Genomic DNA, 25122 nt, shown 5'->3' with positions numbered 1-25122 from the left:
GGTGCCCATCGACCACCCGCACCCCTTGACGCCGGACACCGAACGCCGAACGCCGACGACACGGCATCGGGCCTAGAAGGGGAGACCGACCAGGCCCCATCGCCGGGCGCCGGCCTCCGTGGCCACGTCGCCCCATTCTCGCAACAGCGCTGCGGCAGCGTCGAAGCCGGCGGGCCGGCCCGCCCACCCGGCGGCCCCGGCTTCGAAGGGCCCGCGCAGTTCCTCCAGCCGAGGAGCGGCCACCTGCCAGGAGCGGACCAGCTCCGACACCTCCTCGGGGGCTCTGAGCAGGAGCACCCGGGGACGCCACGGAGCGGGGTCGTTGGGGAAACCGCGCGCGGCGGGCCGTTCCTGCCCCGCGGCGGTCGTGGGATCGGTCCCCATGAGGTCGTCCGGGCCGGCCCAGAACAGGCCGCGCAGGAAGTGGTCCAAGGCGTCCCGCAGTTCGGGCGCCACCGAGGTCCGTACGTCCTCCCAGGCATTGCCCAATCGGGGGTGCCAGCCGTAGGAACCGGTGGTTCCGTGGAACCGGTACTCGGCGCACCAGGACACCTGCCGACGCCACACCCAGCCGCCCGTCACGGCGTAGTCGGCGTCTTCGCACGCCTCACAGCAGAAGTCGGGACAGGCGACATCGCCCAGTACGTTCACCCTGTCGTCCGCCGGGATCCGTGCCAGGTGCTCCCAGTCGACCGTGAGCACGGTGATGTCGAGTCCCATCGGGACAGGCTAGTACCTGCCGTGCAGTTGGGGCCGGGGTCGCGGCGCGAGCCGAGTCCCGTACGTCCCGACCCGGATCGGCGGTCTGCGGCCGATTCGCGGACCCAACATGGGTGCATCGACGTCCACAAGGCTCTGAACCGAGTCCTTGCTGTCAGCCGGAGGCTCATAGTGGTGTCCGCCCCCACGGTCGTCCTCGATTTCGTGGGCCGATTGCGTCGCAGCTTGCTGAATGCCCCTTCGGAGCAGGCCCCCGGCTCACTGGCCGAGTATCTCCTGTCCCGCGAAAGGCCTCTTGGTGTGGGGGTGTTGACGGTGCGGTGCGGCAAGTGCCGCAATGGGGTGGGGAGTCGCCGGTGGTCGGTCGGCGTCGGATTCGTGGGTGCCGGCGCCGTTCGTGCGGGCGGGGTCGGGGGAGAGGGGAAGGGGCTTCGATGATCACTCTCGCCGTGGTCGGTGCCGGGCAGCGGGGAACGGGGTACGCGGCCTGGGCGTTGGAGCATCCCGGGCGGGCCCGGGTCGTGGCGGTGGCCGAGCCGCGCAAGGTCCGGCGGGACCGGCTCGTCGCCGCGCACGGGCTGGAGCCCGACGCGGCGGTGGACGACTGGCGGGTGCTGGCCGCCCGCGGCCGGGTCGCGGACGCGGTGCTCGTCTGCACGCTGGACCGCGATCACGTGGAGCCCGTACTCGCGTTCGCCGGGCTCGGCTGCCACATCCTGCTGGAGAAGCCGATGGCGTTGACGGAGGTCGATTGTCGGCGCATCGTCGCCGCCGTGGAGGAGGCCGGGGTGATCCTCGCGGTCGGCCACGTGCTGCGCTACACCCCCTACACGCAGGCGCTGAAGCGGGTGGTCGACTCCGGCCGTCTCGGGGAGGTCGTCAGCGTGCAGCACCTCGAACCGGTCGGGTTCTGGCACCAGGCGCACTCGTTCGTCCGGGGCAACTGGCGGCGGGAGGACGAATCGACGTCCATGATCATGGCGAAGTCCTGCCACGACCTCGACTGGTTGCAGTACGTGCTGGGGCAGCCGCCGGTGCGCGTTTCCAGCTTCGGTCGGCTCTCCCACTTCCATGCCGGGAACAGGCCCGCCGGCGCCGCCGACCGCTGCCTGGACTGTTCGGTGGAGGCCACGTGCCCGTACTCCGCCCCGCGGGACTACGGTGACCGGCTCGCCGCGGGCAGGCACGGATGGCCGCTGAGCGTGGTGATCGACGAGTTCACCCCGCGGGCCCTGGAGACGGCGCTGCGGGAGGGGCCGTACGGGCGGTGCGTGTACGCCTGCGACAACGACGTGGTCGACCACCAGGTGGTGTCCATGGAGTTCGGCTCCGGGGCCACGGCCACGTTCACCATGACCGCGTTCACCGAACAGGCCGACCGTCGGACCCGTGTCTTCGGGACCCGCGGCGAACTGCGGGGCGACGGCAGGCGGGTGCGGGTGTACGACTTCCTGACCCGCCGCGAGGAGAGCGTCGAGGTCGGTGTCGAGGGGACGGCGGACGCGGGCGGCGGTCACGGCGGCGGTGACGCCGGGCTGATGGACGCCTTCGTCGCGTCCGTGGCCGCGGGCGACCCCGCCCTCGTGAGGTCCGGGCCGCGGGAGTCCCTCACCAGCCACCTGACGGTACTGGCGGTCGAACGCGCACGCCGTGGCGGCACCGTCGAGACCGTGGGCCCGCCCGACGGCGCCTTCTGAGGGCCGGGGTCCGTCCACCCGGCGGCACCTTTCGAGGGCCGGGGTGCGGCGTCAGGCCTTCGGCGGGGCCGCCGGTCGCCAGACGGGGGCGGGGCCGATGACGGCCGGGCCGGCGGTGGCGATGTGGATACGGGCGTCGAGGCCGAGGACCGCCGTCGTGACGCCGCCCCCGGCCTCCTGGACGGCCGCGGGGGCGCCCGCGTAGAGCATGCGGGACTCGGTCCAGGCGGGGGGTCCGCCCAGCGGGGCCGCGGCGATGGTGCCGCTGTCCGCGCGGCCCGTGACGAGGCGGCCCGCCACGCCGACCGCTCCGTAGCCGGCCCGGCCACCGGCCTCCGCGAGGGCGGAGACCTGCGGGGCGCCGCTGCCGGCGGTGACCAGGGCGCTGCGGACGACGCCAGAGTCGGGGCGTCGGAACCAGAGGCGGACGCCCGCGCCGTCGGGGATCGCCGTGAGGGGGACCGTCGTGGCGGGGAGCGCGGTGGGGAAGGGACCGGCGAGCGGTGCGTCGGGGGAGGGCTGCGTCCAGGCCAGGACGGACTGGGCGGTGGTGGCGTAGACGTGGCGCCGCCCGGCGGCGTCCACGACGGCCACCGGGTCGCTCTGCAGGTCCTCGCCGCCCAGGCGCTGCCAGTCGGTGAAGCCGCCCGACGGCTGCTGGACGCTCGCGCGCAAGGTGCGGCGGGTGTCGCGGAGGTAGACGGTGAGCCGGCCCGCCGGGTCGACGGCGGCGGCCGGGGCGCTGATCGCCGAGGTGCCGGGCTCGTCGCCCGTCTCGGGGGTGCCGAGCGACTGCCACGCCGCGAACGGCCCGTCGGGGACGGTCTGGACGGCGAGGACGACCTCGCGCCGGTAGTCGGCGGGCCCGGGACCCAGGGTGGTGCGGGTGGCGAGGACCGCGATGCGGCCGTCGGGCAGGCGGGCCGTGGAGGCGCCCGGGTCGATGCCCGTCCCGGGGAGCAGGGCGGGGCCCGTCCAGGCGCCGGCGCGGTCGCGGTTCCAGACGGCCATCCGGCCGTCCAGCGCGGTGAACGCCCAAAGCCTGCCGGGGGTGCCCTCGGTCAGCCAGGACGTGGTGTCGGCACGGGCGTAGCGCAGCGACTGGGCCCAGTTGCGGCCGGTGGGGCTGCCCGCCACCTTGCGGTCGCCGCAGCCGGACGGGCTGCCGCAGTCCGCGCGGTCCTGCCAGGCGTACGTCCGCAGGTAGCCGGTCTTCGTCTCGGCCGTCTGCGGGTCCAACGAGTGCGGCAGGGCGCCGTTGTGGTAGCCGAGGTAGTTCTGCACGGAGAAGCGGGGACGGTCCGTGACCCGCTCCGCGTACGCGGCGGTGGCGGCCTGCACGAAGCGCGCGCCGTACATGTGGTCCTGGTGGTCGGTGTACTTGCCGGTGTGTTCGTACCGGCCGGGCGTCGGGTCCTGCATCCGTATCGTCGTCGGCCGGTACTGCTCCAGGACCCCTGATATCGCCTGTATCGCCTGGTCCTTGGTGTACGTGAACGGCTGCTTGACCGGGGTGCCCGAGGCCAGTTGGGCTTCGAGCGCGGGTATGTCCCCGTTCCACAGGCCGCGCAGGCTGTCCGGGTTCTTCCCGGACGGGCTGCGCGCCTCGCGCAGTTGCAGCCATACGAGGTGGATCTCGGGCCGGGCGACGAGGACGTCGAGCTCGGCCTCCCCGCCGCCCGCGGTCGGTATGACCGTGCGCTTCCACGGGCTGGTGCGGTCGCCGGTGGCCATCTGGGCGTAGGCGGAGCGGATGCCGTTCTGCCGGGCCTCCGCGTAGTGGGTGCGGTCGGCCGGTTGCTCCGGGTCCTTGGCCTCGCCGCCGCGGGCCTCGTTGCGTCCGTCGGCCTCGCCCGAGGTGAGGTAGGCGGTGGTGACCCGGGTCCCGGAGGTGAGGGATCGACTGAGGTCGGGGTTCATGAAGAACAGGTCGTCGTCGGGGTGGGCGACGATCTGCACCACCGTTCCGGCCGTGGTGCTCGCGGGGAGGACCGGCAGCGTGCCCCGCGCGCCGGTCGCCTCGGCCGAGGTCTGTTGGCCCGAGGCGACGGCGAGCACACCGGTGGCGCCCAGGGTGAGCATGGGCAACACGGCCGCGAGGAGGAAGCGGCGGCGGGAAACGGGCATCGGTCAACGCCTTGAGGTCGTTCCGGGGCGGGAAGAACCGCTGTTCGGTCAGTGAGAGGCCAAATCGGGGAACTTGGTTCACCGATTCCGCCGATGACGCCCGCTTTCCGAAAACGACCGGGTGTGATTGTGCCCGTTGGGGTTCCCGGTTGCGCATGTGCCCGAATCCTGGACGGAGTTGACCGGGTCGGAAAAACAAAGAACGCCCCGGTGGGGGGCGTTCTTTGTGATATGCGGCGAATGTGCTCGATACGACGCTTCGGGTGGTTCCTCAGGGTCCGGTGTTGCTCGGACCCACCGGCATCCACGGCGCCAGGTAGGCGCTCGAACCGCCGGTGCCACCCGCGCCACCCGCCCCGCCCCCGTCGCCCGCGCCACCCGCCCCGCCCGGGTCGTTCGCCGAGGACGTGACGTACAGCCGCGCGTCGAGTCCGACCACCGCCAGGCTGACCAGGTTCTTGCCCGTCATCGTGCTGGACGGCGCGCCGACGAACATCAGCGGCGAGCGCTGCCACAGGTGCCCCGGACCGAGGTCCGAGCCCAACTGCCCGCCCGACGACCGCCCGGCGAGGAGGTTTCCGCTCGCGGTCACCGAACCGAAGCCCTGGAGTCCGCCCAGGTCGGTGAGGCCGGTGGTCCTCAGCCCGTCGCCCGCGGTCATCAGTGCGGTGCGGACGTTGCCCGAGCCGGGCTTGCGGAACCACAGCCGCACCCCGCCCTCGCGGCCCGCGGCCGTCAACGGCACCGTCGTCTCCGGCAGGCCGGTGGCCGTGGCCGGGCCCAGCGCGGCGCCCGGCTCCGTCTGCGCCCAGCCCGTCACCGACCGGGTGGTCGCGGCGAACACCATCAGCCGCCCGGAACCGTCCGTCGCGGTGACGGGCGTGCCGTGCAGGTCACCGCCACCGTGCCGTTCCCACGGCCCCCACTCGCCGTCCGTCCCCCGGGTCCGGCCGCGCAGGGTGGACGCGCCGTCGCGCACGTACACCGCCATCCGTCCGGCGCCGTCCACCGACACGGCCGGCGCGCTGATGTCGGACGTCCACTCCTCGTCCGCGCCCTCCGGGGTGCCCAACGACTCCCACTCCCCGAACTCCTCCGAGCCTGGAGCCCGTTGCACGGAGAGGACGACCTCGCGCCGGTAGTCGGAGGGCGCCTCCCCGAAGGAGGTGCGGGTGCCGAGGGCGGCGATCCGACCGTCCTTCAACGTGACGGTCGATATGCCCTGGTCCATGCCGGTTCCGGGCAGCAGCCGCGGCCCGCTCCAGCGGCCTATCAGCCCGGTCCGGTGCCAGAGCGCGACCTGCCCGTCGAGCACCTTGAAGGCCCACAGGCCCTGCTGGGTGTCGGAGGTCAGCCAGGAAGTGCCGCTGCCGCGGGCGTAGTTGATGGACTCGGTCCAGCGATTGCCCGCCGGGCGGTCGGCGACCTTGAGGTCTCCGCAGCCGGCCTCGCTGCCGCAGTGGTTCTTCCGGTCCAGCCAGGCGTACGTGTCCAGGATGTCCAGCTTCTCGCGTGCCTCGGCCGGGTCGAGGGAGCTCGGCAGCGAGCTGTTGAAGTAGCCGACGTAGTTCTGCGTCGCGAAGTGCGGCCGGTCCTTGACCTCCCGCGCGTAGGCCGCGCTCGCCAGCTGCACGAACCGGGCGCCGTAGAAGTGGTCCTGGTGGTCGGTGTACCGCTTGGTGTCCGAGGTCCGGCCGGGCGTGGGGTCCTGGGTGCGGATGGTGGTCGGCCGGTACCGGGCGAGGATGCCCACGAGGGTCCGTACGACCTGGTCCCGCGTGTACGTGAACGGCTGCTCGACGGGGGTGCCGGAGGCCAGCACCGACTCCAGGTGCGGGACCTTGCCGTCCCACAGGCCGTGCAGGCTGTCGGGGACGTCCTGGTAGACGTGGCCCGCCTCGCGCAGTTGCAGCCACACGAGGTTGACCTCGGGCTTCGCGACGAGGACGTCCACCTCGGCGTGGGCGCCGCCCGCGGTCGGCACGACGGTCCGCTTCCAGGGGCTGCTGCGGTCGCCGGTGGCCATCTTGGCGTAGGCGGCGCGGATGCCGTTCTGGCGGGCCTCGGCGTAGGCCGGCTTGTCGGGGCGGGTGGAGGCGCCCTTGGCGGAGCCCGCGTTGACGCCGTCCGACTCCCCGGACGTCAGGTAGACCGAGGTCACGGGGTGGCCGGCGGCTATGGAGTACCGCAGGTCCGGGTTCATGAAGTACAGGTCGTCGTCGGGGTGCGCGACGACCTGGAGCACCCGGCCCGGGTCCGGAAGCCCGGCGGCGGTCGCGGTGGTGGACCGGGAATCGGCGGTGGTCGGCGCGCCGAGACCGGCGAGTGCCTCGTTGCCGCGCAGGACGAGCATGCTCCCGGCGACGGTGGCGGCGCAGAACGCGACCACCTTGACGATCCTCGCGAGCCGGCGGTGGTGGGCGAGGGTGTGGGCGTGGGCGTGGCCGTGCCGGTACGGGAGCCACCCCTCGGGGGCGTGCCCGTCGGTCGTGTCCGACCCGGCCGCGTCCGACCGATTCCCGTCCGACCCGGTCGCGTCCGACGCGGTCGTGTCCGGCCGATCCCCGTCCGACCCGGTCGTGCCCTGCTGATCCCCGTCCGACCCCGTCCCGTCCGACCCCGTCCCGTCCCGGGCGTCACGCGGAAGCCATGCGCAGGTGTCCGGCGCCGGTCGCGGCTCGATCACGGACGGACGGGCGCTCGGGGACGGCTCGGGGTCCGGCCGCGTTCGGGAGGTCGAGTCGGCGACCGCGGCCGCCGGCCTCGCGGCCCGCGACGCGCCGCGCGCGGCCGGTACCCGGCGGGCGCCCGGTCCGGTGAGGGGCGTCGCCGCACCATCGGCGGGGCGGGTGGGGTCGGCGGGGCAGGGGGGATCGAGGAGGGGGCGTCCTTCGGACATGGGGCTCCTCGTGGCCGGTCAGCCGGGGACCGGTCCCCTTGGCGCATAGATCTACAAGTATTCAGAAAATCCGATAATCCGCCTCATGATGTGCGCCACGGCGCGCCGGTGAATCGAACGCCGCTCCGGCTAGGCTCACCACAGACCTGGCCGGGCCACCGGCCGCGACGCACGCGGGAGGCGGCGGGATGACAGTCCCGGGACGCAGGAGCAGCACCTTCATCAGGCTGCTGCGCAGCGGTTTCACCGACCCCTCCGCCGCCGCCCGGCTCCTCGACGCCGACGCGCTGGCCTCCGTACGCACCGACCCGGTGCTCCTCGACGCCCTCGGTGCGACCGCCGACCCGGACCTCGCCCTGCGCGGTCTCGTCCGTCTCGCCGAGGCGCAGCCGCCGGACCAGCTGCCCGGGCTCCTCGACACCCTCGTCAGCGCCAAACCCCTGCGCGACCGGCTCCTCGGCGTGCTCGGCGCGTCCGAGGCGCTCGCCGACCACCTCGCCCGCCACCCCCGCGACTGGCTCGCCCTCGTCACCTACGAGGCCGCCGACCTGCACCCGGGCCTGCCGGAGTTCGAGCAGGGGCTCGCCGACGCCCACGACCCCGTCGCCCTGCGCGTCGCCTACCGCCGCTGCCTCCTCTCCATCGCGGCCCGTGACGTGTGCGGCACCACGGACGTCGCCCAGACCGCCGCCGAGCTCGCCGACCTCGCCACCGCCACCCTCCGCGCCGCCCTGCGCATCGCGACCGCCGCCGCCCCCGAGGACGCCGCCCGCTGCCGGCTCGCCGTCATCGCCATGGGCAAGTGCGGCGGCAACGAGCTCAACTACGTCTCCGACGTCGACGTGATCTTCGTGGGGGACGCCGCCCCCGGCGCCGACGAGGGCAAGGCCATCCAGTCCGCGACCCGGCTGGCCTCCCACCTCATGCGGATCTGCTCCGAGACCACCGTCGAGGGCACCATCTGGCCCGTCGACGCGAACCTGCGCCCCGAGGGCCGCAACGGCCCCCTCGTCCGGACCCTCGCCTCCCACCTCGCCTACTACCAGCGCTGGGCCAAGACCTGGGAGTTCCAGGCCCTCCTCAAGGCCCGCGCGGTCGCCGGCGACCCCGCACTCGGCGTCCAGTACATCGCGGCCATAACCCCCCTCGTCTGGCAGGCCGCCGAACGCGAGAACTTCGTCGCCGACGTCCAGAAGATGCGCCGCCGCGTCGTCGACAACATTCCCGCCGCCCAGGTCGACCGCGAGCTGAAACTCGGCCCCGGCGGCCTGCGCGACGTCGAGTTCGCCGTCCAGCTCCTCCAGCTCGTCCACGGCCGCGGCGACGCCACCCTGCACTCCGGCACCACCCTCGACGCCCTCCACGCCCTGGCCGCCGGGGGCTACGTCGGACGGACCGACGCCGCCCAGCTCGGCGACGCCTACCGGTTCCTGCGCGCCATGGAGCACCGCATCCAGCTCTACCGGCTGCGCCGCACCCACCTCGTCCCCGAGGACGAGAACGACCTGCGCCGCCTCGGCCGCTCCATGGGCCTGCGCACCGAACCGGTCGCCGAGCTCAACAAGGCCTGGCGCCGGCACGCCACCGCCGTCCGCCGCCTCCACGAGAAGCTCTTCTACCGGCCGCTCCTCGACGCCGTCGCCCAGCTCACCCCCGGCGAGACCAAGCTCTCCCCCCGCGCCGCCGGCCAGCGCCTCGAAGCCCTCGGCTACGCCGACCCGGTCGGCGCGCTGCGCCACCTCGAAGCCCTCGCGTCCGGCGTCAGCCGCAAGGCCGCCATCCAGCGCACCCTGCTGCCCGTCCTCCTCGGCTGGTTCGCGGACTCCGCCGACCCGGACGCCGGACTCCTCAACTTCCGCAAGGTCTCCGACGCCCTCGGCAAGACCCCCTGGTACCTGCGCCTGCTGCGCGACGAGGGCGCCGCCGCCGAGAACCTCGCCCGCGTCCTGTCCGCCGGACGCCTCGCCCCCGACCTCCTGATGCGCGCCCCCGAGGCCGTCGCCCTCCTCGGGGACCCCGAGAACCTCCGGCCCCGCACGCACGAGGCCCTGGAACAGGAGGTACTGGCCGCCGTCGGCCGAGCCGAGAGCGGCGAGGCGGCCGTCGCGGCCGCCCGAGGGGTCCGCCGCCGCGAACTCTTCCGCACCACCGCCGCCGACATCATCGCCTCGTACGGGACGGAGGACAGCCCGGCCGTGACGGACCAGGGCGCGCTCGTCGACCGGGTCGGCGAAGCCGTCTCCGACCTCACCGCCGCCACCATCGCCGGAGCCCTGCGCGCAGCCGTGCGCGACCACTGGGGCGAGACCCTCCCCACCCGCTTCGCCGTCATCGGCGTCGGCCGCTTCGGCGGCCACGAACTCGGCTACGGCTCCGACGCCGACGTCCTGTTCGTCCACGAACCCCGCGAGGGCGTCGACGAACAGGAAGCCGCCAAGGCCGCCCAGACCGTCATCTCCGAGATGCGACGGCTCCTCCAGCTGCCCACCGCCGACCCGCCGCTGCTCATCGACGCCGACCTGCGGCCCGAGGGCCGCTCCGGCCCCCTCGTGCGCACCCTCTCCTCGTACGCCGCCTACTACCGCCGCTGGTCGCTCACCTGGGAGAGCCAGGCGCTGCTGCGCGCCGTACCGGTCGCCGGGGACGACGAACTCGGGCGCCGCTTCATCGACCTCATCGACCCCCTGCGCTACCCCGTGGAGGGCCTCGGCGAGGAGGCCGTACGGGAGATCCGCCGGCTCAAGGCGCGGATGGAGACCGAGCGGATGCCCCGCGGCGCGGACCCGACCCTGCACACCAAACTCGGCCGCGGCGGCCTCAGCGACGTCGAGTGGACCGTCCAACTGCTCCAGATGCGGCACGCCTGGGCGGAGCCGGGCCTGCGCACCACCCGAACCCGTCGGGCCCTGTCGGCCGCCCACGCCGCCGGACTGATCCCGACCGAGGAGGCCCAGATCCTCGACGAGGCCTGGGTGCTCGCCACCCGGGTCCGCAACGCCGTCATGCTGGTCCGCGGCCGGGCCGGGGACACCTTCCCGTCCGAGGCCCGCGAGCTGGCGGCCGTCGGCCGCTACCTCGGCTACCCGGAGGGGAAGGTCGGCGAGATGCTCGACGACTACCGCCGTACGACGCGCCGCGCACGGGCGGTCGTCGACGAGCTCTTCTACGGCTCCTGACCCGGGCGGGACTGACCCGCGCGCACCCGGCCCGCGGGCACCCGACCCGCGGGCACCCGACCCGCGGGCACCCGGCCCCGGCGGCCCGCGCCGGCCGCGCGCTCGGGGCCCGGACCGGGGTGCCGAGCGCGCGGGCGCCCCGCGCCTTCCCGCCCGGGGTGCCCGCCTCTCACTCCCGCGCCGCCCGCAGGGCGCGGGCGTGCGCGAGGAGCGCTTCGAGGCCCAGGTCGAAGGCCGCGTCGGCCCGCCCCGGCCCGCCCGCGGCGAGCGCCCCGGCCAGCAGCGGGGTCTGCGGCGAGGGCTCCCACATCGCCTCGGGGGCCGCCAGGTCCAGCGCGGAGCCCAGCACCAGGTTCTCCAGGCCGGTCAGCAGCGGCATCACCTGCTCCCGGCCGAACCCGGCCGCGAGGAGCAGGGCGACCGCCCGTTCGTACTGGGCGAGCACGGCGGGGGCCCGTACCGGCGTGGTCATCAGCAGCGGGATGGCCCGCGGGTAGGCGGCGAACGCCGCCCGGTAGGAGCGGGCCCACTCCTCCAGCGCCCGGTCCCAGGGGGTCAGGGTCAGCGCCGAACCGGAGATCGAGGCGCACACCCGTTCCCGGATCAGCTCCACCACCCCGGCCCGGCCGTCCACGTGGTGATACAGCGAGCCCGTCTGCACCCCGAGCGCCCGGGCGATCTGCGGAACACTGAATTCCCCTTGTTCCGCGACCAGTTGCAGGGCGGTCGCGGCGATCCGCTCCCGGTCGAGCAGGGGGGTGCGCGGCCGTGCCATCGGTCTTCTCCCGCCGTGAGGTCTTCCCGTACGCCAGAACCGGAGGCTACATTGCCGCAAACCGAAAGCCTTTAGGTTTTCGGATTCCCGCCGCCTGCCGTTCGCAGAAGGGTGCCCCCGCATGCCCGAAACGCCGGACCCCGCGCCGAGACCCACCTCCGCCGCCACCCCCGCTCCCACCCCGGGCCCGCCCCCCACCGCGGCCGGATCCGCCCTGCGCCGGGGCGCCCTCGGCACCGCCGACATCTCCTTCTTCGTCGTCTCCGCCGCCGCCCCCCTGACCGTCATGGCCGGCGTCGCGCCCGTCGCGATCCTCCTCGGCGGCATCGGCGCCCCCGCCGGGTACCTCCTCGCCGGCCTCACCCTCACCGTCTTCGCCGTCGGCTTCACCGCCATGAGCCGCCACGTCAGGAGCGGCGGCGCCTTCTACGCCTACATCGCGCGCGGCCTCGGCAAGCGCGTCGGCATCGGCGCCGCCCTGCTCGCCCTCGTCGGCTACAACGGCATGGAGATCGGCGTCTACGGCCTCCTCGGCACCACCACCGCCGACACCGGCCACGCCCTCGCCGGCATCGACGTCCCCTGGCTGCCGGTCTCCCTCGCCGGCCTCCTGCTCATCTGGTACGGCGGCTTTCGCTCCATCGACTTCGGCGCGAAGCTCCTCGGCGTCCTCCTCGTCGCCGAGACCGGAATACTCGTCCTCCTCGCCGTCGGCGTGCTGGCCGAAGGCGGCGCCCACGGCCTGTCCGCCGCCTCCTTCACCCCCGGCGCGGTCCTCGTCCCCGGCACCGCCGCCGTCCTGGCCTTCGCGTTCGCCGCCTTCACCGGCTTCGAGTCGACCGTCATCTACCGCCGCGAGGCCCGCGACCCCGACCGGACCATCCCGCGGGCCACCTACATCGCCGTCGCCTTCCTCGGCCTCTTCTACGCCTTCATCGTCTGGACCGTCATCCAGGCCTTCGGCGCCGAGGAGGTCGTCACCGCCGCCGCCGAGGACCCGGGCGGCCTGTTCTTCGCCGCGATCACCACCTACGTCGGCCCCTGGGCGGCGGACCTCATGCACGTCTTCATCGTGACCAGCGTCATCGCCTCCCTCCTCGCCTTCCACAACGCCATCAACCGCTACGTCCTCGCCCTCTCCGAGGAAGGCGTCCTGCCCGCGGCCCTCGGCCGCGTCCACCCCCGCCACGGCTCCCCGTACCTCGCAGGCGCCGCCCAGACCGTCCTCGGCGCCGTCATCGTGCTCGCCTTCGCCCTCGCCGGCGCCGACCCGTACCAGCAGCTCCTGCTCTGGGTGAACACCCCGGGCATGATCGGTCTCATGGCCCTGATGCTGCTCGCCGCCATCGCCGTACCGGTGTACTTCCGGCGCACCGCCCACGACGAAGGGCCCTGGCGCACCCTGATCGCCCCCGTGACCGCGGCCGTCCTGCTGGCCGTCGCGATCTTCCTCGTCGTCTCCAAGGTCGGCCTCTTCACCGGGGCCTCGACCACCGTCAACACCGTCCTCGTCGCCGTCGTCCCCGCGGTGTTCCTCACCGGCCTCGGCCTCGCCCGCCGGATCAGGACCCGCCGCCCCGAGGTCTACGCCCGCTTCGCCGAGGAACCGGCCGAAGCCGGCGCCGCGGCCGAACCCGCAACCCCCGCCACCCCCCTCGAAGGAGCAGAGCCGTGCCCGCTGCCGACACCGTCCTCACCGGAGCCCGAGTCCGCACGCTCGACCCCGCCCGTCCCGAAGCCGGCGCGGTAGCCGTCCGCGACGGGCAGATCATCGCCGTCGGCCACGAAAGCGACGTACCGGACTGGCGCGGACCCGGCACCGAGGTCGTCGACCTGGCCGGCGCCACCCTCACCCCCGGCCTGACCGACGCCCACAGCCACCCCGTCTGGGGCGTCGAGATGGCCACCGGGACCGACCTCTCCGCCGTCCGCGACCTCGACCAACTGCGCGCCGTCCTGCGCACGGCGGAGCGCGGCCCCGGCGGCTGGGTGCTGGGGCACGGCCTCGACCACAACGCCTTCGGCGGCCGCCCCGTCGACCGCGCCCTCGTCGAGGAGTCCCTCGCGGGCGCCCCCGCCTTCCTGCGCCTCTACGACGGCCACTCCGCCCTCGCCACCGGCCCGGCCCTCGCCGCCGCGGGCATCACCGGACCCCGCGTGTTCGCCCAGCGCTCGGAGATCGTCTGCGCCACCGACGCCACGGGCGCCGTACGCCCCACCGGGCACCTCATCGAGCACGCCGCGATGGCCCTCGTCGGTGCCGTCGCCCCCAAGCCCACCGCCGCCGCCCGCCGTGCCCGCCTCCTCGCCCTGCTCGGCGAGATGGCCGCCACCGGCCTCACCGGAGCCCACGTCATGGACCTCGGGGACGGCGACGTCCCGGCGCTCCTGGCCACCGTCGAGTACGAGGGCGACCTGCCGCTCCGGCTGCGGTTGGCCCCCTGGTGCATGCCGGGAGCGAGCGACGAGGACCTGGCCGAACTGATCGAACTCCAACTCACCGGCGGCCGCCACTGGCAGGTCGGCGGCGTCAAGTTCTTCATGGACGGCACCGTCGAGGGCGGCACCGCCTGGCTGGAGCACGCAGACTGCCACGGCCAGGGCACCGACGCCTTCTGGCCCGACCTCCCCGCCTACGCCCGCGCCGTGCGCATCCTCGACACCGCCGGGGTCCGCACCGCCACCCACGCCATCGGCGACGCGGCCGTCCGGCACGTCCTGGACACCGTCGCCTCCCTCGGGGCGCACGGCTCCATGCGACACCGCGTCGAACACATCGAGACCGTCCCCGACGACCAGCTGAAGCGGTTCGCCGAACTCGGCGTGATCGCCTCCATGCAGCCCCCGCACACCGCGTACACCCGCGCCGACCACACCGACGAATGGTCCAGGCGGCTCGGCGACGAGCGGGCCGCCCGGGCCTGGCGCTGCCGGGACCTGCGGGACGCGGGCGCGGTCCTGGCCCTCGGCTCCGACTGGCCCATCGCCCACCACGACGCCCGCCAGGTCCTCGCGACGGCGCTGCGCCCGCGCGGCGCGGCAGCCGCCGGCCGCTACCTGACGGGGCTGATGGCCCTGGAGGGGATGACCTCGCACGCCGCGCTCGCGGCGGGGGAGCAGCGGGTGGCGGGCCGGATCGCCCCCGGATACCGGGCGGACCTGACGGCCTTCGCCCTCGACCCGGTCACGGCCGCCCCGGACGAACTGGCCGAGGCCCCGATCCGCCTCACGGTCTCCGGCGGCCGCATCACCCACCGCGACCAGGGCCCCTCCACCCCCTGACCACGGCCGGCCGCACCGTGGCACGATCCGCTCGGTTCTTCGATCGAGAAAGCACCGGGAGAGACATGAACATCGAGCCGTCGGGCGAGGACCTCTGCCGGAGCGGCTCCGTCGCGCACGCCGTCGCCGCGTGAGACGGGTGGAGTCCGCCGTCGCCGCCGTCCACCGCCACCGGCGGCCGGATCCTTCGTGCTGGGACGCCGTGGTCGAAGCGGTCTGTGGTGACGGGTCGAGCCACGACGCCGACCGGGCGCTGGTCCAAGGGGGCCGGGCGATCCTCCGGCACGCCGACCGGCGCTCGTGGGGTGACGGACGGACCGGGCGGTGCCCGCGCCCATCCGCCCGAGCCTTCAGGCGCGGGCGCGGAAGCGGTTCAGCAGCGCGGCCGCGGGATGCGGTCCGGTGTGCTCGGGGTGGCGCGGCAGCCGGTGCGGCAGCGCGCCGTACCAGGCCCGCGAGACGGCGTAGCCGAAGGCCAGGCAGATCATCCCGCCGACCGCGTCGAGCCAGAAGTGGTTCGCGGTGGCCACGATGACGACGAGGGTCGCCGTCGGGTAGAGCAGGCCCAGGATCCGGGCCCAGGGGGCCGAGGCGACCGCGAAGATCGTCAGCCCGCACCAGAGCGACCACCCTATGTGCATGGACGGCATCGCCGCGTACTGGTTCGACATGTTCTTCAGGTTCCCGGAGGCCATCGAACCCCAGGTGTGGTGCACGAGCACCGTATCGATGAAGTTCTGCCCGTTCATCAACCGCGGCGGCGCGAGCGGGTACAGGTAGTAGCCGACCAGGGCGACGCCCGTGGTGGCGAAGAGGACCAGGCGGGTGGCGGCGTAACGCCCCGGATGGAAGCGGTAGATCCAGACCAGCACGCCGATCGTCACCACGAAGTGGAGGGTGGCGTAGTAGTAGTTCATGCCGACGATCAACCACGTCACCGAGTTGATGCCGTGGTTGACGCTCTGCTCCACGGCGATGCCGAGGCTGCGCTCCACCTCCCAGATCCAGTCGGCGTTCGCCAGCGCGGCGGCCTTCTGCTCGGGCACGGCGTTGCGGATCAGCGAGTACGTCCAGTAGCTGACCGCGATCAGCAGGATCTCGAACCAGATGCGGGGGCGCCGCGGTGCGCGCAGCCGTGTCAGCAGGGTGCGTTCCGACGCCGGACGGGCCTCGTTCTCGGCCACGATGGGTGGCGAGACGTCCGTCCGGGTTTCCAGTGTCTTCACGCTCGCTTCACCCATGGGGAGAGAGTCTGCCAGATGAGATCTCCCCTCCGATCATCCCTCGGGACGGTCTTGGGGATGAGGGGATCCCCCCTGCGGACTACACCCCGCCCCCTAGGGAGCGGGGGCTTCCCGAACCCGTCGCTGTCCCGGCCCCGAAGCCGTCGATCCGCGGACCACCAGCTCGGGAAGGAAGACGAACTCGCTGTGCGGGGCCGGCGTACCGCCGATCTCCTCCAGCAGGGTCCGTACCGCGGCCTGACCCATCGCCTGGACCGGCTGCCGGATCGTGGTCAGCGGCGGATCGGTGAACGCTATGAGCGGGGAGTCGTCGAAGCCCACGACCGACACGTCCTGCGGCACCCGCAGCCCCTGTTGCCGGGCGGCACGGATCGCGCCCAACGCCATCATGTCGCTCGCGCACACCACGGCGGTGCAGCCCCGGGAGATCAACGCGGACGCCGCGGCCTGACCGCCCTCCAAGGTGTAGAGGGAGTGCTGGATCAGCTCCTCCGCCTCGGCCTCGTCGAGCCCGAGGCGTTCCCGCATCCCCAGCCGGAAGCCCTCGATCTTGCGGAGCACCGGCACGAACCGCTTCGGCCCGACGGCCAACCCGATCCGGGTGTGCCCGAGCGCGGTGAGGTGGGTCACGGCGAGCTGCATGGCGGCCCGGTCGTCGGGGGAGACGAAGGGGGCCCGCACCTTGTCGGAGAACCCGTTGATCAGGACGTACGGGACGCCCTGGCCGCGGAGTTGGTCGTAGCGGCCCATGTCGGCGGTGGTGTCGGCGTGCAGCCCCGAGACGAAGATGATCCCCGAGACGCCGCGGTCGACCAGCATCTCGGTCAGCTCGTCCTCGGTGGACCCGCCGGGCGTCTGCGTGGCCAGTACCGGGGTGTACCCCTGCCGGGTCAGCGCCTGCCCGATGACCTGCGCGAGCGCCGGGAAGATGGGGTTGTCCAGCTCGGGCGTTATCAAGCCGACGAGCCCCGCGCTGCGCTGCCGGAGTCGTACGGGACGCTCGTAGCCGAGGACGTCGAGGGCGGCCAGCACGGACTCACGGGTGCCTGCGGCCACACCGGGCTTGCCGTTGAGCACGCGGCTGACTGTGGCTTCGCTGACCCCCGCCTGGGCTGCGATGTCGGCTAGCCGTGCGGTCACGGGATTGGACTGTACCGGGCGCGCGTTCAGATTGCCCACCACGTGCAGGAATCCGCCGGGAGCAGCACCGTACGCCCGTCCGTCCGCACCGGCGCGCTCGACAGGACGGGACGTCCGGGCGACGGCAGCTCCATCGGTTCCGGCCGGGTGTTGAGGGTGCAGGCGAAGCCGGGACGGGTGAAGAGGAGCACGCCCTCGGGCGCCGGCAGCCACTCCATGCCGGAGGGGAGGACGACCCCGGGCCCGGCGGCGCCGGGTTCGCGGGCCCCGGGGTCGGCGCCGCAAGCCCCGGCGTCCGCGGCCCCTGCGACCGCTTCCGGCCGGCCCGCTTCCGGGGCGCCCAGGCCCGGCATCGCCCGACGCAGCTCCAGGGCGGCCCGGTACAGCTCCAGGGTGGAGTGCGGGTCCCCGGTCTGGGCGGCCACGCTCAGGCCGGCCCAGTCGGCGGGCTGCGGGAGCCAGCTGCCGGCGCCGCCGAAACCGTACGGGGGCTCCTCGCCGGACCAGGGCAGCGGGATCCGGCACCCGTCGCGCAGCCCGTCCTGCCCGGCGGCCTCGACCTCGCCGCCGACCGCCCCGACCTCCACGCCCCCGGCATCCGGCCCCGCCTGTCGCGGGATCCGGCCGCGGCGGAACGCCGGGTCGCGGCGCGCCGCGTCGGGCAGGTCGGTGACCTCGGGCAGCCCCAGCTCCTCCCCCTGGTACACGTACGCCGACCCGGGCAGGGCCAGCATCAGCAGCGCCGCCGCCCGCGCCCGGGCCAGGCCGCGCGCCCCGCCCCCGTAGCGGGTCACGTGCCGGACGACGTCGTGGTTGGACAGCACCCAGGTGGTCGGCGCCCCCACCGAGGCGGTCGCGGCCAGGGACTCGTCGATGACGGTCCGCATCGCGGCCGGGTCCCACGGACAGTTCAGGAAACGGAAATTGAAGGCCTGGTGCAGTTCGTCGGGCCGCACGTACAGCGCGAGCCGCTCCGAGGTCGGCGCCCACGCCTCGGCGACGCCGATCCGCTCGCCCCCGTAGGAGTCGAGGAGCCGCCGCCACGAGCGGTGGATCTCGTGGACCCCGTCCTGGTCGAAGAAGGGGAGCGGCTCGGTGCCGATGAGCGTGGCCTGGGCGCCGCGGCCGATGTCGGGCAGCCCGGGCGCCTTGACCATGCCGTGGGCCACGTCGATGCGGAAGCCGTCCACCCCGAGGTCCAGCCAGAACCGCAGGACCGAGGCGAACTCGGCCGCCACCTCCGGATGCTCCCAGTCCAGATCGGGCTGCTCGGGGGCGAACAGGTGCAGGTACCAGTCCCCGTCCGGCACCCGGGTCCAGGCGGGGCCGCCGAAGACGGACTCCCAGTCGTTCGGCGGCAGTCCTCCGTCCGCCCCGCGCCCCGGGCGGAACAGGTACCGCTCCCGGGCCGGGCCCCCGGGTCCGGCGGCGAGGGCCTCCCGGAACCAGGGGTGCTGCTCCGAGGTGTGGTTCGGCACCACGTCCACGATGACCCGCAGACCCAACGCGTGCGCGGCCCGGACCAGGTCGTCGGCGTCGGAGAGGTCCCCGAAGAGGGGGTCGACGGCGCGGTAGTCGGCGACGTCGTAGCCGCCGTCCGCCTGGGGGGAGACGTAGAAGGGGGTCAGCCACACCGCGTCGACGCCGAGCCGGGCCAGGTGCGGGAGCCGCTCGCGGACCCCGCGCAGGTCGCCGACCCCGTCGCCGTCGCCGTCGGCGAAGGAGCGCACGTAGACCTGGTAGATGACGGCATCGCGCCACCAGCCGCCGCTCGTGGACGTGTTGCTGGAAGCGCTTGCAAGCCCGGAGGCCGTCAACTCGTGGGTCATATCGGGGTCAACGCGGGTACACACCCCATGGTTGCGGGCCCGGTCACTCGAAGGTGGGTCGAACTAACAGCAAGCTGCGGCAACCGTCCGGACACACCGATGTAACGATCACCGCGTCTTGCAGAAAATTGCCGCAAGGTCTTTCGGTCGGCTTTCAGTCTTGTTACGTTCTCGGCAACTCGGGACCGCAGGGACGCGGCCGGGATCATCGAAGGAGTTCATATGCGGCGTGGCATAGCGGCCACCGCGTTGGTCGCGGCCCTGGCGCTCGCGGCGACGGCTTGCGGCGGTGACACCAAGGACGACGGTGGGGACATCAAGGCCGGCGGCGAGCTGAGCGGCACGGTCACCTGGTGGGACACCTCGAACGAGGCCGAGAAGGCGAGCTTCCAGAAGATCGCCGAGGCGTTCACGGCCAAGCACCCCAAGGTCACCGTCAAGTACGTCAACGTCCCGTACGGCGACGCGCAGAACAAGGTCAAGAACGCCTTCAACTCCGGCGCCGAAGCCCCTGACGTGATCCGCGCGGACGTCGGCTGGGTCGCCGACTTCGCCTCCCTCGGCTACCTCGACGAGGTTCCCGCCGAGACGGCCAAGAAGGTCGACGCCGAGTTCCTGCCGCAGGCCGCGGCCAGCGGCAAGTACGAGGGCAAGACCTACGCCGTCCCGCAGGTCATCGACACCCTCGGCCTCTTCTACAACAAGAAGATGCTCGCGGACGCCGGAGTCCAGCCCCCCACCACGCTGGAGGAGCTGAAGACGGCCGCCGCCGCCATCAAGGCGAAGACCGGCAAGACCGGCCTGTACCTGCGCGGCGACGACTCCTACTGGTTCTTCCCGTTCATCTACGGCGAGGGCGGCGACCTGGTCGACGCCAAGAACAAGACCGTCACCGTCGACAACCCCGCCGGCGTCAAGGCCTTCAAGGCCGCCCGTGACCTCGTCGCCTCCGGCGCGGCCGTCACCAACGCCACCGACGGCTGGACCAACATGCAGACGGCCTTCAAGTCCGGCGAGGTCGCCATGATGATCAACGGCCCCTGGGCCGTCGCCGACACCTACGCCGGTGAGCAGTACAAGGACAAGGCCAACCTCGGCGTCGCACCGGTCCCGGCCGGCTCCACCAAGGCGGGCGCCCCCCAGGGCGGCCACGACCTCGCCGTGTACGCCGGCTCCAAGAACCGCGCCGCCGCGCACGCCTTCGTCGAGTACCTCACCTCCCAGGAGGTGCAGGTCCGGTCCGCCAAGGAACTGAGCCTGCTGCCGACCCGCACCGCCGCCTACGACCAGCCGGACGTCAAGAGCAGCGAGATGGTCCAGTTCTTCAAGCCGGCCATCGACAAGGCCGTCGAGCGCGCCTGGATCCCGGAGAACGGCTCCCTCTTCGAGCCGCTGAAGGTCGAATACACCAAGGCCCTCACCGGCACCTCCACCCCGGAGGAGGCCGCCAAGGCCGCCGGAGCCGAGTTCCGCAAGATCCTCAAGGGCTGGAAGTAACGAACCATGGCTGCTCACACCAGCCAGTCGGTGGCGAAGGCCGCGGACGGGGAAGCCGGTACCACCGGTCCCGTCCGCGGCCGGAGCCGCAGGACTGACAGCGACAGCACCGGCGGCGGGCGCGGCGGACTCAAGCGCGCGCTCGCCACACACTGGTACGCCTGGACCATGATCGCCCCGGTCGTGCTCGTCCTCGGCGTGATCATCGGTTGGCCCCTCGTCCGCGGCATCTACCTGTCGCTGACCGACGCCAACGAGCGCAACGTCGCCCGGACCATCGGCGTCCGCCACATCGAGGCCACGTACGAGTTCGTCGGCCTCGACAACTACGTGGCCGTCCTCGGCGACCCGGTGTTCCTGCAGCGGCTGGTGTGGACGGTGGTGTGGACCGTCGCGTGCGTGTCCATCACCTTCGCCATCGGCCTCGGCCTGGCCAACATACTCAACCGGCAGTTCCGGGGCCGCGCCGCCTACCGGATGGCGCTCATCCTCCCCTGGGCCGTCCCCGGCTTCGTCTCCGTCTTCGCCTGGCGGTTCCTCTTCAACCGCGACAACGGCATCCTCAACAAGATCCTCGACGGCGGCGGCATCAGCGCGATCCCGTGGCTCGACGACCCCACCTGGGCCAAGTTCGCCGTCATCGCCGTCAACGTCTGGCTCGGCGTCCCCTTCATGATGGTCGCCCTGCTCGGCGGACTGCAGTCCATCCCCGGCGAGCTCTACGAGGCCGCCGAGATGGACGGGGCCAGCCCCTGGCAGCGCTTCCGGCACATCACCCTGCCCGGGCTGCGCGCGGTGAGCATGACCGTCATCCTGCTCTCCACCATCTGGACCTTCAACATGTTCCCGGTGATCTTCCTGCTCACCCGGGGCGGACCGGGCGACTCCACGGAGATCCTCGTGACCCAGGCCTTCCGCGAGGCCTTCGTCGCCAGCCCGCGCGACTTCGCCGGCTCCGCCACCTGGGGCGTCCTCATCCTGGCCCTGCTCATGATCTTCGCGCTGGTCTACCGGCGCTCGCTGCGCAAGCAGGGAGAGGTGTGGTGACCGTGACCACTTCCACGACCGCCGACACCACGACCGCCGCGGGCACCCGGAGCGCGCCCGCACCGGCGAACACCGACCGCGTCCGCCCCCGGGGCAGCCGCTCCCCGCTCGCCTCCTTCGCGCTGCACGCCACCCTCGTCGCCGCGTCCGTGATCGCCGTCTTCCCGGTGCTCTGGATCCTGCTGACCTCGTTGAAGCCCGCGCAGCACGCCATCACCACCGACTTCGTCAAGGAACCCACCTTCGCGAACTACAGCCACCTGCTGGAGGACACGCACTTCCTCAGCTGGTTCGCGAACTCCGTCCTGGTCGCCGGCGTCACCACCGTCCTCGGCGTGTTCATCGCCGCCACCACCGGATACGCCGTCAGCCGCTTCAAGTTCCCCGGCATGAAGCCCCTCATGTGGACCCTGCTCGTCACGCAGATGTTCCCCATGGCGATCCTCATCGTCCCGCTCTACAACCTGATGGGCGAGCTCGGACTGCTCAACCAGCCGCTCGGCCTGATCATCACGTACCTCACCATCGCCGTGCCGTTCTGCGCCTGGATGATGAAGGGGTTCTTCGACACCATCCCCGTCGAGATCGACGAATCCGGACGCGTCGACGGCCTCAACCCCTTCGGCACCTTCTGGCGACTGATCCTCCCGCTCGCCAAGCCCGGCCTCGCCGTCACCGGCTTCTACGCCTTCATCACCGCCTGGGGCGAAGTCGCCTACGCCTCCGCCTTCATGGTCGGCGAGGAGAACCTCACCCTGGCCGGCGGCCTCCAGACCTTCGTCACCCAGTACACCTCCAACTGGGGTGCCATGAGCGCGGCCTCCGTCCTCATCGCCATCCCCGCGGCCGTCTTCTTCCTCTTCGCCCAGCGTCACCTCGTCGCCGGGATGACGGCAGGCGCCACCAAGGGCTGACCACCCGAGCCTGCCCGCCCCGCTCCCGGCCCGATCTCTCCAAGGACGACATGACCCAGCACCTCGCCGACGCACTTCCCGCCCCGACCGGCACCCTGCCCGGTTGGTGGAGAGAAGCGGTGATCTACCAGGTCTATCCGCGCAGCTTCGCCGACTCCAACGGGGACGGCATGGGGGACCTCGAAGGCATCCGCACCCGACTGCCCTACCTCAAGGAGCTCGGCGTCGACGCCGTGTGGCTGAGCCCCTTCTACGCCTCCCCGCAGGCCGACGCCGGCTACGACGTCGCCGACTACCGGGCCATCGACCCCATGTTCGGCACCCTGCACGACGCCGACGCCGTGATACGCGAAGCCCACGCCCTGGGCCTGCGCATCATCGTCGACCTCGTCCCCAACCACTGCTCCGACCAGCACGAATGGTTCAAGCAGGCACTGCGGGAAGGGCCCGGAACCCCGCTGCGCGAGCGCTTCCACTTCCGCCCCGGCCGCGGGACCGACGGCGAGGAGCCCCCGAACGACTGGGAGTCCATCTTCGGCGGACCCGCCTGGACCCGCGTCGCCGACGGCGAGTGGTACCTGCACCTCTTCGCCCCCGAGCAGCCCGACTTCAACTGGGAACACCCCGCCGTCCAGGACGAGTTCCGCTCCATCCTGCGGTTCTGGCTCGACCTCGGCGCCGACGGCTTCCGCATCGACGTCGCCCACGGCCTCGTCAAGGCCCCCGGCCTGCCCGACCTCGGCCGCGACGAACAGCTCAAGCTGCTCGGCAACCAGGTCCTGCCCTTCTTCGACCAGGACGGCGTCCACGAGATCTACCGCTCCTGGCGCACCGTCCTCGACGAATACGCGGGCGACCGCATCGGCGTCGCCGAGGCCTGGACCCCCAGCGCCGACCGCACCGCGCTCTACCTGCGCCCCGACGAACTGCACCAGGCCTTCAACTTCCACTACCTGAACACCGGTTGGGACGCCGCCGCGCTGCGCGGCGCCATCGACGACTCCCTCGACTCGATGCGGCCCGTCGGCGCCCCGACCACATGGGTGCTGTCCAACCACGACGTCGTCCGCCACCGCACCCGCTTCGGCAGCCTGGACCGAGCCCGCGCCGCCGCGCTGCTCATGCTGGCCCTGCCCGGATCGGCGTACGTCTACCAGGGCGAGGAACTCGGCCTGCCCGAGGTCACCGACCTGCCCGACGAGGTCCGCCAGGACCCGTCCTTCTTCAAGGCGAACGGACAGGACGGACTCCGCGACGGCTGCCGCGTCCCGATCCCGTGGTCCGGCGACCGCGCCCCCTACGGCTTCGGCGACGGCGGCAGCTGGCTCCCGCAGCCCGCCGAGTGGGCGGGCCTGAGCGTCGAGGCGCAGACCGGCGACCCGGCGTCCACCCTGGAGCTGTACCGCGCCGCCCTGCGGATCCGGCGCGAGCACACCGACCTCGGCGCGGGCGACTCCGTCGACTGGCTGCCCGCACCTGCCGGGGTGCTGGCGTTCCGCCGCGGCGGCTTCGTGTGCACCGTCAACACCACCGGCGAGGCCGTCGCGTACCCGGCACCGGGCGAGGTGCTGCTCGCCAGCACCGACCTCGACACCGCCGCAGTCCCGCAGGGGGTCCTGCCCGCCGACAGCACCGTGTGGTGGCGGGGGTGACTTCCCCGCTGAGGCTGACGGACATCGCCGCGCAGGCCCAGGTCAGCGAGGCGACCGTCAGCCGTGTGCTCAACGGCAAGTCGGGCGTGGCCGCCGGCACCCGCCACAAGGTGCTGGCCGCGCTCGACCTGCTGGGCTACGAACGGCCCGTACGGCTCAAGCGCCGCAGCAACGGCCTCGTCGGGCTGCTCATCCCCGAACTCACCAACCCCATCTTCCCGGCGTTCGCCCAGGTCATCGAGCAGGCCCTGGCCGGGCACGGGTACACGCCCGTGCTGTGCACGCAGACTCCGGGAGGGGCCACCGAGGACGAACTCGTCGAGCAACTGGAGGAGCGCGGCGTCACCGGCATCGTGTTCCTGTCCGGGCTGCACGCCGATGCCCACGCCGACCCGTCGCGCTACCAGCGGCTGGCGGCGCGCGGCGTGCCCTTCGTGCTGATCAACGGGTTCAACGAGGGCATCAGCGCCCCCTTCGTCTCCCCGGACGACCGGGCGGCCGCGGACATGGCCGTCCGGCACCTGGAGGAACTCGGACACCGGCGGATCGGCCTGGCCATCGGGCCGACCCGGTACGTGCCGTCGGCGCGCAAGGAGCAGGGCTTCCTCGCGGCCGTCCCCTCGGCCGAGACGGAGGGACTGATCCAACGCACCCTGTTCACGGTGGAGGGCGGCCACGCCGCCGGCGGAGCCCTGCTCGACCGGGGCTGCACCGGCATCGTGTGCGGCAGCGACCCGATGGCACTGGGCGTCGTCCGCGCCGCCCGCGAGCGGGGGCTGCGGGTCCCGGAGGACGTGTCGGTGGTCGGCTTCGACGACTCCCCGCTCATCGCGTTCACCGACCCGCCCCTGACGACGGTCCGCCAGCCGGTCCGCGCCATGGCCACGGCGGCCGTCGGCGCCCTCCTCGAAGCGGTGGCCGGCACCCCGGTCCAGCGCACGGAGTACGTCTTCCAACCGGAACTGGTGGTACGCGGCTCAACGGGGCCGGGGCCGGGGGTGGGGGCGGGGCCGGGGGCGTAGGGGCGGGGCTTGAGGGGGTGGGGGCGGTGCGTGGGTCGGGGGGTAAGGGGCGGGGTCCGGCTGGTCCGTGTCAGGGAGGGTTTGGTGGTTTCCCGCCGGTC

The 25122-nt window shown here is 73.1% G+C and carries 16 protein-coding genes; 9 read left to right on the top strand and 7 right to left on the bottom strand.

Features of this window, described 5'->3' with window-relative positions:
- Positions 1-72 precede the first annotated feature (72 nt).
- Positions 73-720, bottom strand: a complete 648-nt coding sequence (locus tag ACFVS6_RS19715; RefSeq protein WP_389705340.1) for a hypothetical protein — start codon at positions 718-720, stop codon at positions 73-75.
- Positions 721-1154: 434 nt separating this feature from the next.
- On the opposite strand from ACFVS6_RS19715, the gene ACFVS6_RS19710 reads away from it, so the two are divergent.
- The gene (locus ACFVS6_RS19710; protein WP_389705339.1) at positions 1155-2417 is read left to right on the top strand and encodes a Gfo/Idh/MocA family protein; all 1263 of its coding nucleotides are present in this window, start codon (positions 1155-1157) and stop codon (positions 2415-2417) included.
- Between the two features lie 51 nt (positions 2418-2468).
- On the opposite strand, the gene ACFVS6_RS19705 is transcribed toward ACFVS6_RS19710, so the two are convergent.
- Entirely contained in the window at positions 2469-4544 is a 2076-nt protein-coding gene (locus ACFVS6_RS19705) for a PIG-L family deacetylase (protein ID WP_389705337.1), read from the bottom strand.
- A 271-nt stretch (positions 4545-4815) separates the two neighbouring features.
- Positions 4816-7443 (bottom strand): PIG-L family deacetylase, encoded by a 2628-nt coding sequence (locus tag ACFVS6_RS19700; RefSeq protein WP_389705335.1) that lies wholly within the window; start codon positions 7441-7443, stop codon positions 4816-4818.
- 188 nt (positions 7444-7631) lie between these two features.
- On the opposite strand from ACFVS6_RS19700, the gene ACFVS6_RS19695 reads away from it, so the two are divergent.
- A complete protein-coding gene (locus tag ACFVS6_RS19695; RefSeq protein ID WP_389705333.1) occupies positions 7632-10619 on the top strand; it encodes a bifunctional [glutamine synthetase] adenylyltransferase/[glutamine synthetase]-adenylyl-L-tyrosine phosphorylase in 2988 nt (995 codons plus the stop codon).
- Between the two features lie 169 nt (positions 10620-10788).
- Here ACFVS6_RS19695 and ACFVS6_RS19690 read toward each other — a convergent pair whose 3' ends face one another.
- Positions 10789-11394: a TetR/AcrR family transcriptional regulator gene (locus ACFVS6_RS19690; protein WP_389705331.1), complete on the bottom strand. Its 606-nt coding sequence runs from the start codon at positions 11392-11394 to the stop codon at positions 10789-10791.
- Between the two features lie 121 nt (positions 11395-11515).
- On the opposite strand from ACFVS6_RS19690, the gene ACFVS6_RS19685 reads away from it, so the two are divergent.
- Both ACFVS6_RS19685 and ACFVS6_RS19680 read left to right on the top strand, forming a co-directional pair.
- A complete protein-coding gene (locus tag ACFVS6_RS19685; RefSeq protein WP_389705330.1) occupies positions 11516-13144 on the top strand; it encodes an APC family permease in 1629 nt (542 codons plus the stop codon).
- On the top strand, positions 13066-14676 hold the full coding sequence (locus ACFVS6_RS19680; RefSeq protein WP_389705328.1) for an amidohydrolase: 1611 nt from the start codon (positions 13066-13068) through the stop codon (positions 14674-14676). The genes ACFVS6_RS19685 and ACFVS6_RS19680 overlap by 79 nt, the downstream gene beginning before the upstream one ends.
- A gap of 350 nt (positions 14677-15026) precedes the next feature.
- Here ACFVS6_RS19680 and ACFVS6_RS19675 read toward each other — a convergent pair whose 3' ends face one another.
- From ACFVS6_RS19675 to ACFVS6_RS19665, 3 genes are all read right to left on the bottom strand, one after another.
- Positions 15027-15917 (bottom strand): phosphatase PAP2 family protein, encoded by an 891-nt coding sequence (locus tag ACFVS6_RS19675; protein ID WP_389705326.1) that lies wholly within the window; start codon positions 15915-15917, stop codon positions 15027-15029.
- Between the two features lie 96 nt (positions 15918-16013).
- A complete protein-coding gene (locus ACFVS6_RS19670) occupies positions 16014-17060 on the bottom strand; it encodes a LacI family DNA-binding transcriptional regulator (RefSeq protein ID WP_389705324.1) in 1047 nt (348 codons plus the stop codon).
- A gap of 26 nt (positions 17061-17086) precedes the next feature.
- Positions 17087-18889 carry a glycoside hydrolase family 13 protein gene (locus tag ACFVS6_RS19665; RefSeq protein WP_389705322.1) on the bottom strand — a complete coding sequence of 601 codons (1803 nt, stop codon included), beginning with the start codon at positions 18887-18889 and terminating at the stop codon, positions 17087-17089.
- 222 nt (positions 18890-19111) lie between these two features.
- On the opposite strand from ACFVS6_RS19665, the gene ACFVS6_RS19660 reads away from it, so the two are divergent.
- Genes ACFVS6_RS19660 through ACFVS6_RS19640 form a run of 5 tightly spaced genes read left to right on the top strand, consistent with a single transcriptional unit; the run spans position 19112 to position 25021 of the window.
- Positions 19112-20386 (top strand): extracellular solute-binding protein, encoded by a 1275-nt coding sequence (locus tag ACFVS6_RS19660; RefSeq protein ID WP_389705320.1) that lies wholly within the window; start codon positions 19112-19114, stop codon positions 20384-20386.
- 6 nt (positions 20387-20392) lie between these two features.
- The gene (locus tag ACFVS6_RS19655) at positions 20393-21433 is read left to right on the top strand and encodes a carbohydrate ABC transporter permease (RefSeq protein WP_389705318.1); all 1041 of its coding nucleotides are present in this window, start codon (positions 20393-20395) and stop codon (positions 21431-21433) included.
- Between the two features lie 2 nt (positions 21434-21435).
- The gene (locus ACFVS6_RS19650) at positions 21436-22347 is read left to right on the top strand and encodes a sugar ABC transporter permease (protein ID WP_389705317.1); all 912 of its coding nucleotides are present in this window, start codon (positions 21436-21438) and stop codon (positions 22345-22347) included.
- Between the two features lie 50 nt (positions 22348-22397).
- Positions 22398-23999: a glycoside hydrolase family 13 protein gene (locus tag ACFVS6_RS19645; RefSeq protein ID WP_389705316.1), complete on the top strand. Its 1602-nt coding sequence runs from the start codon at positions 22398-22400 to the stop codon at positions 23997-23999.
- The gene (locus tag ACFVS6_RS19640; protein ID WP_389705314.1) at positions 23987-25021 is read left to right on the top strand and encodes a LacI family DNA-binding transcriptional regulator; all 1035 of its coding nucleotides are present in this window, start codon (positions 23987-23989) and stop codon (positions 25019-25021) included. The genes ACFVS6_RS19645 and ACFVS6_RS19640 overlap by 13 nt, the downstream gene beginning before the upstream one ends.
- Positions 25022-25122: the final 101 nt, after the last annotated feature.

It is taken from the genome of Streptomyces sp. NPDC057939 (assembly GCF_042887545.1).
Taxonomy (GTDB): domain Bacteria; phylum Actinomycetota; class Actinomycetes; order Streptomycetales; family Streptomycetaceae; genus Streptomyces.
The sequence above is the reverse complement of the archived record's forward strand: the minus strand, read 5'-3'. Positions and strand labels throughout refer to the sequence as shown.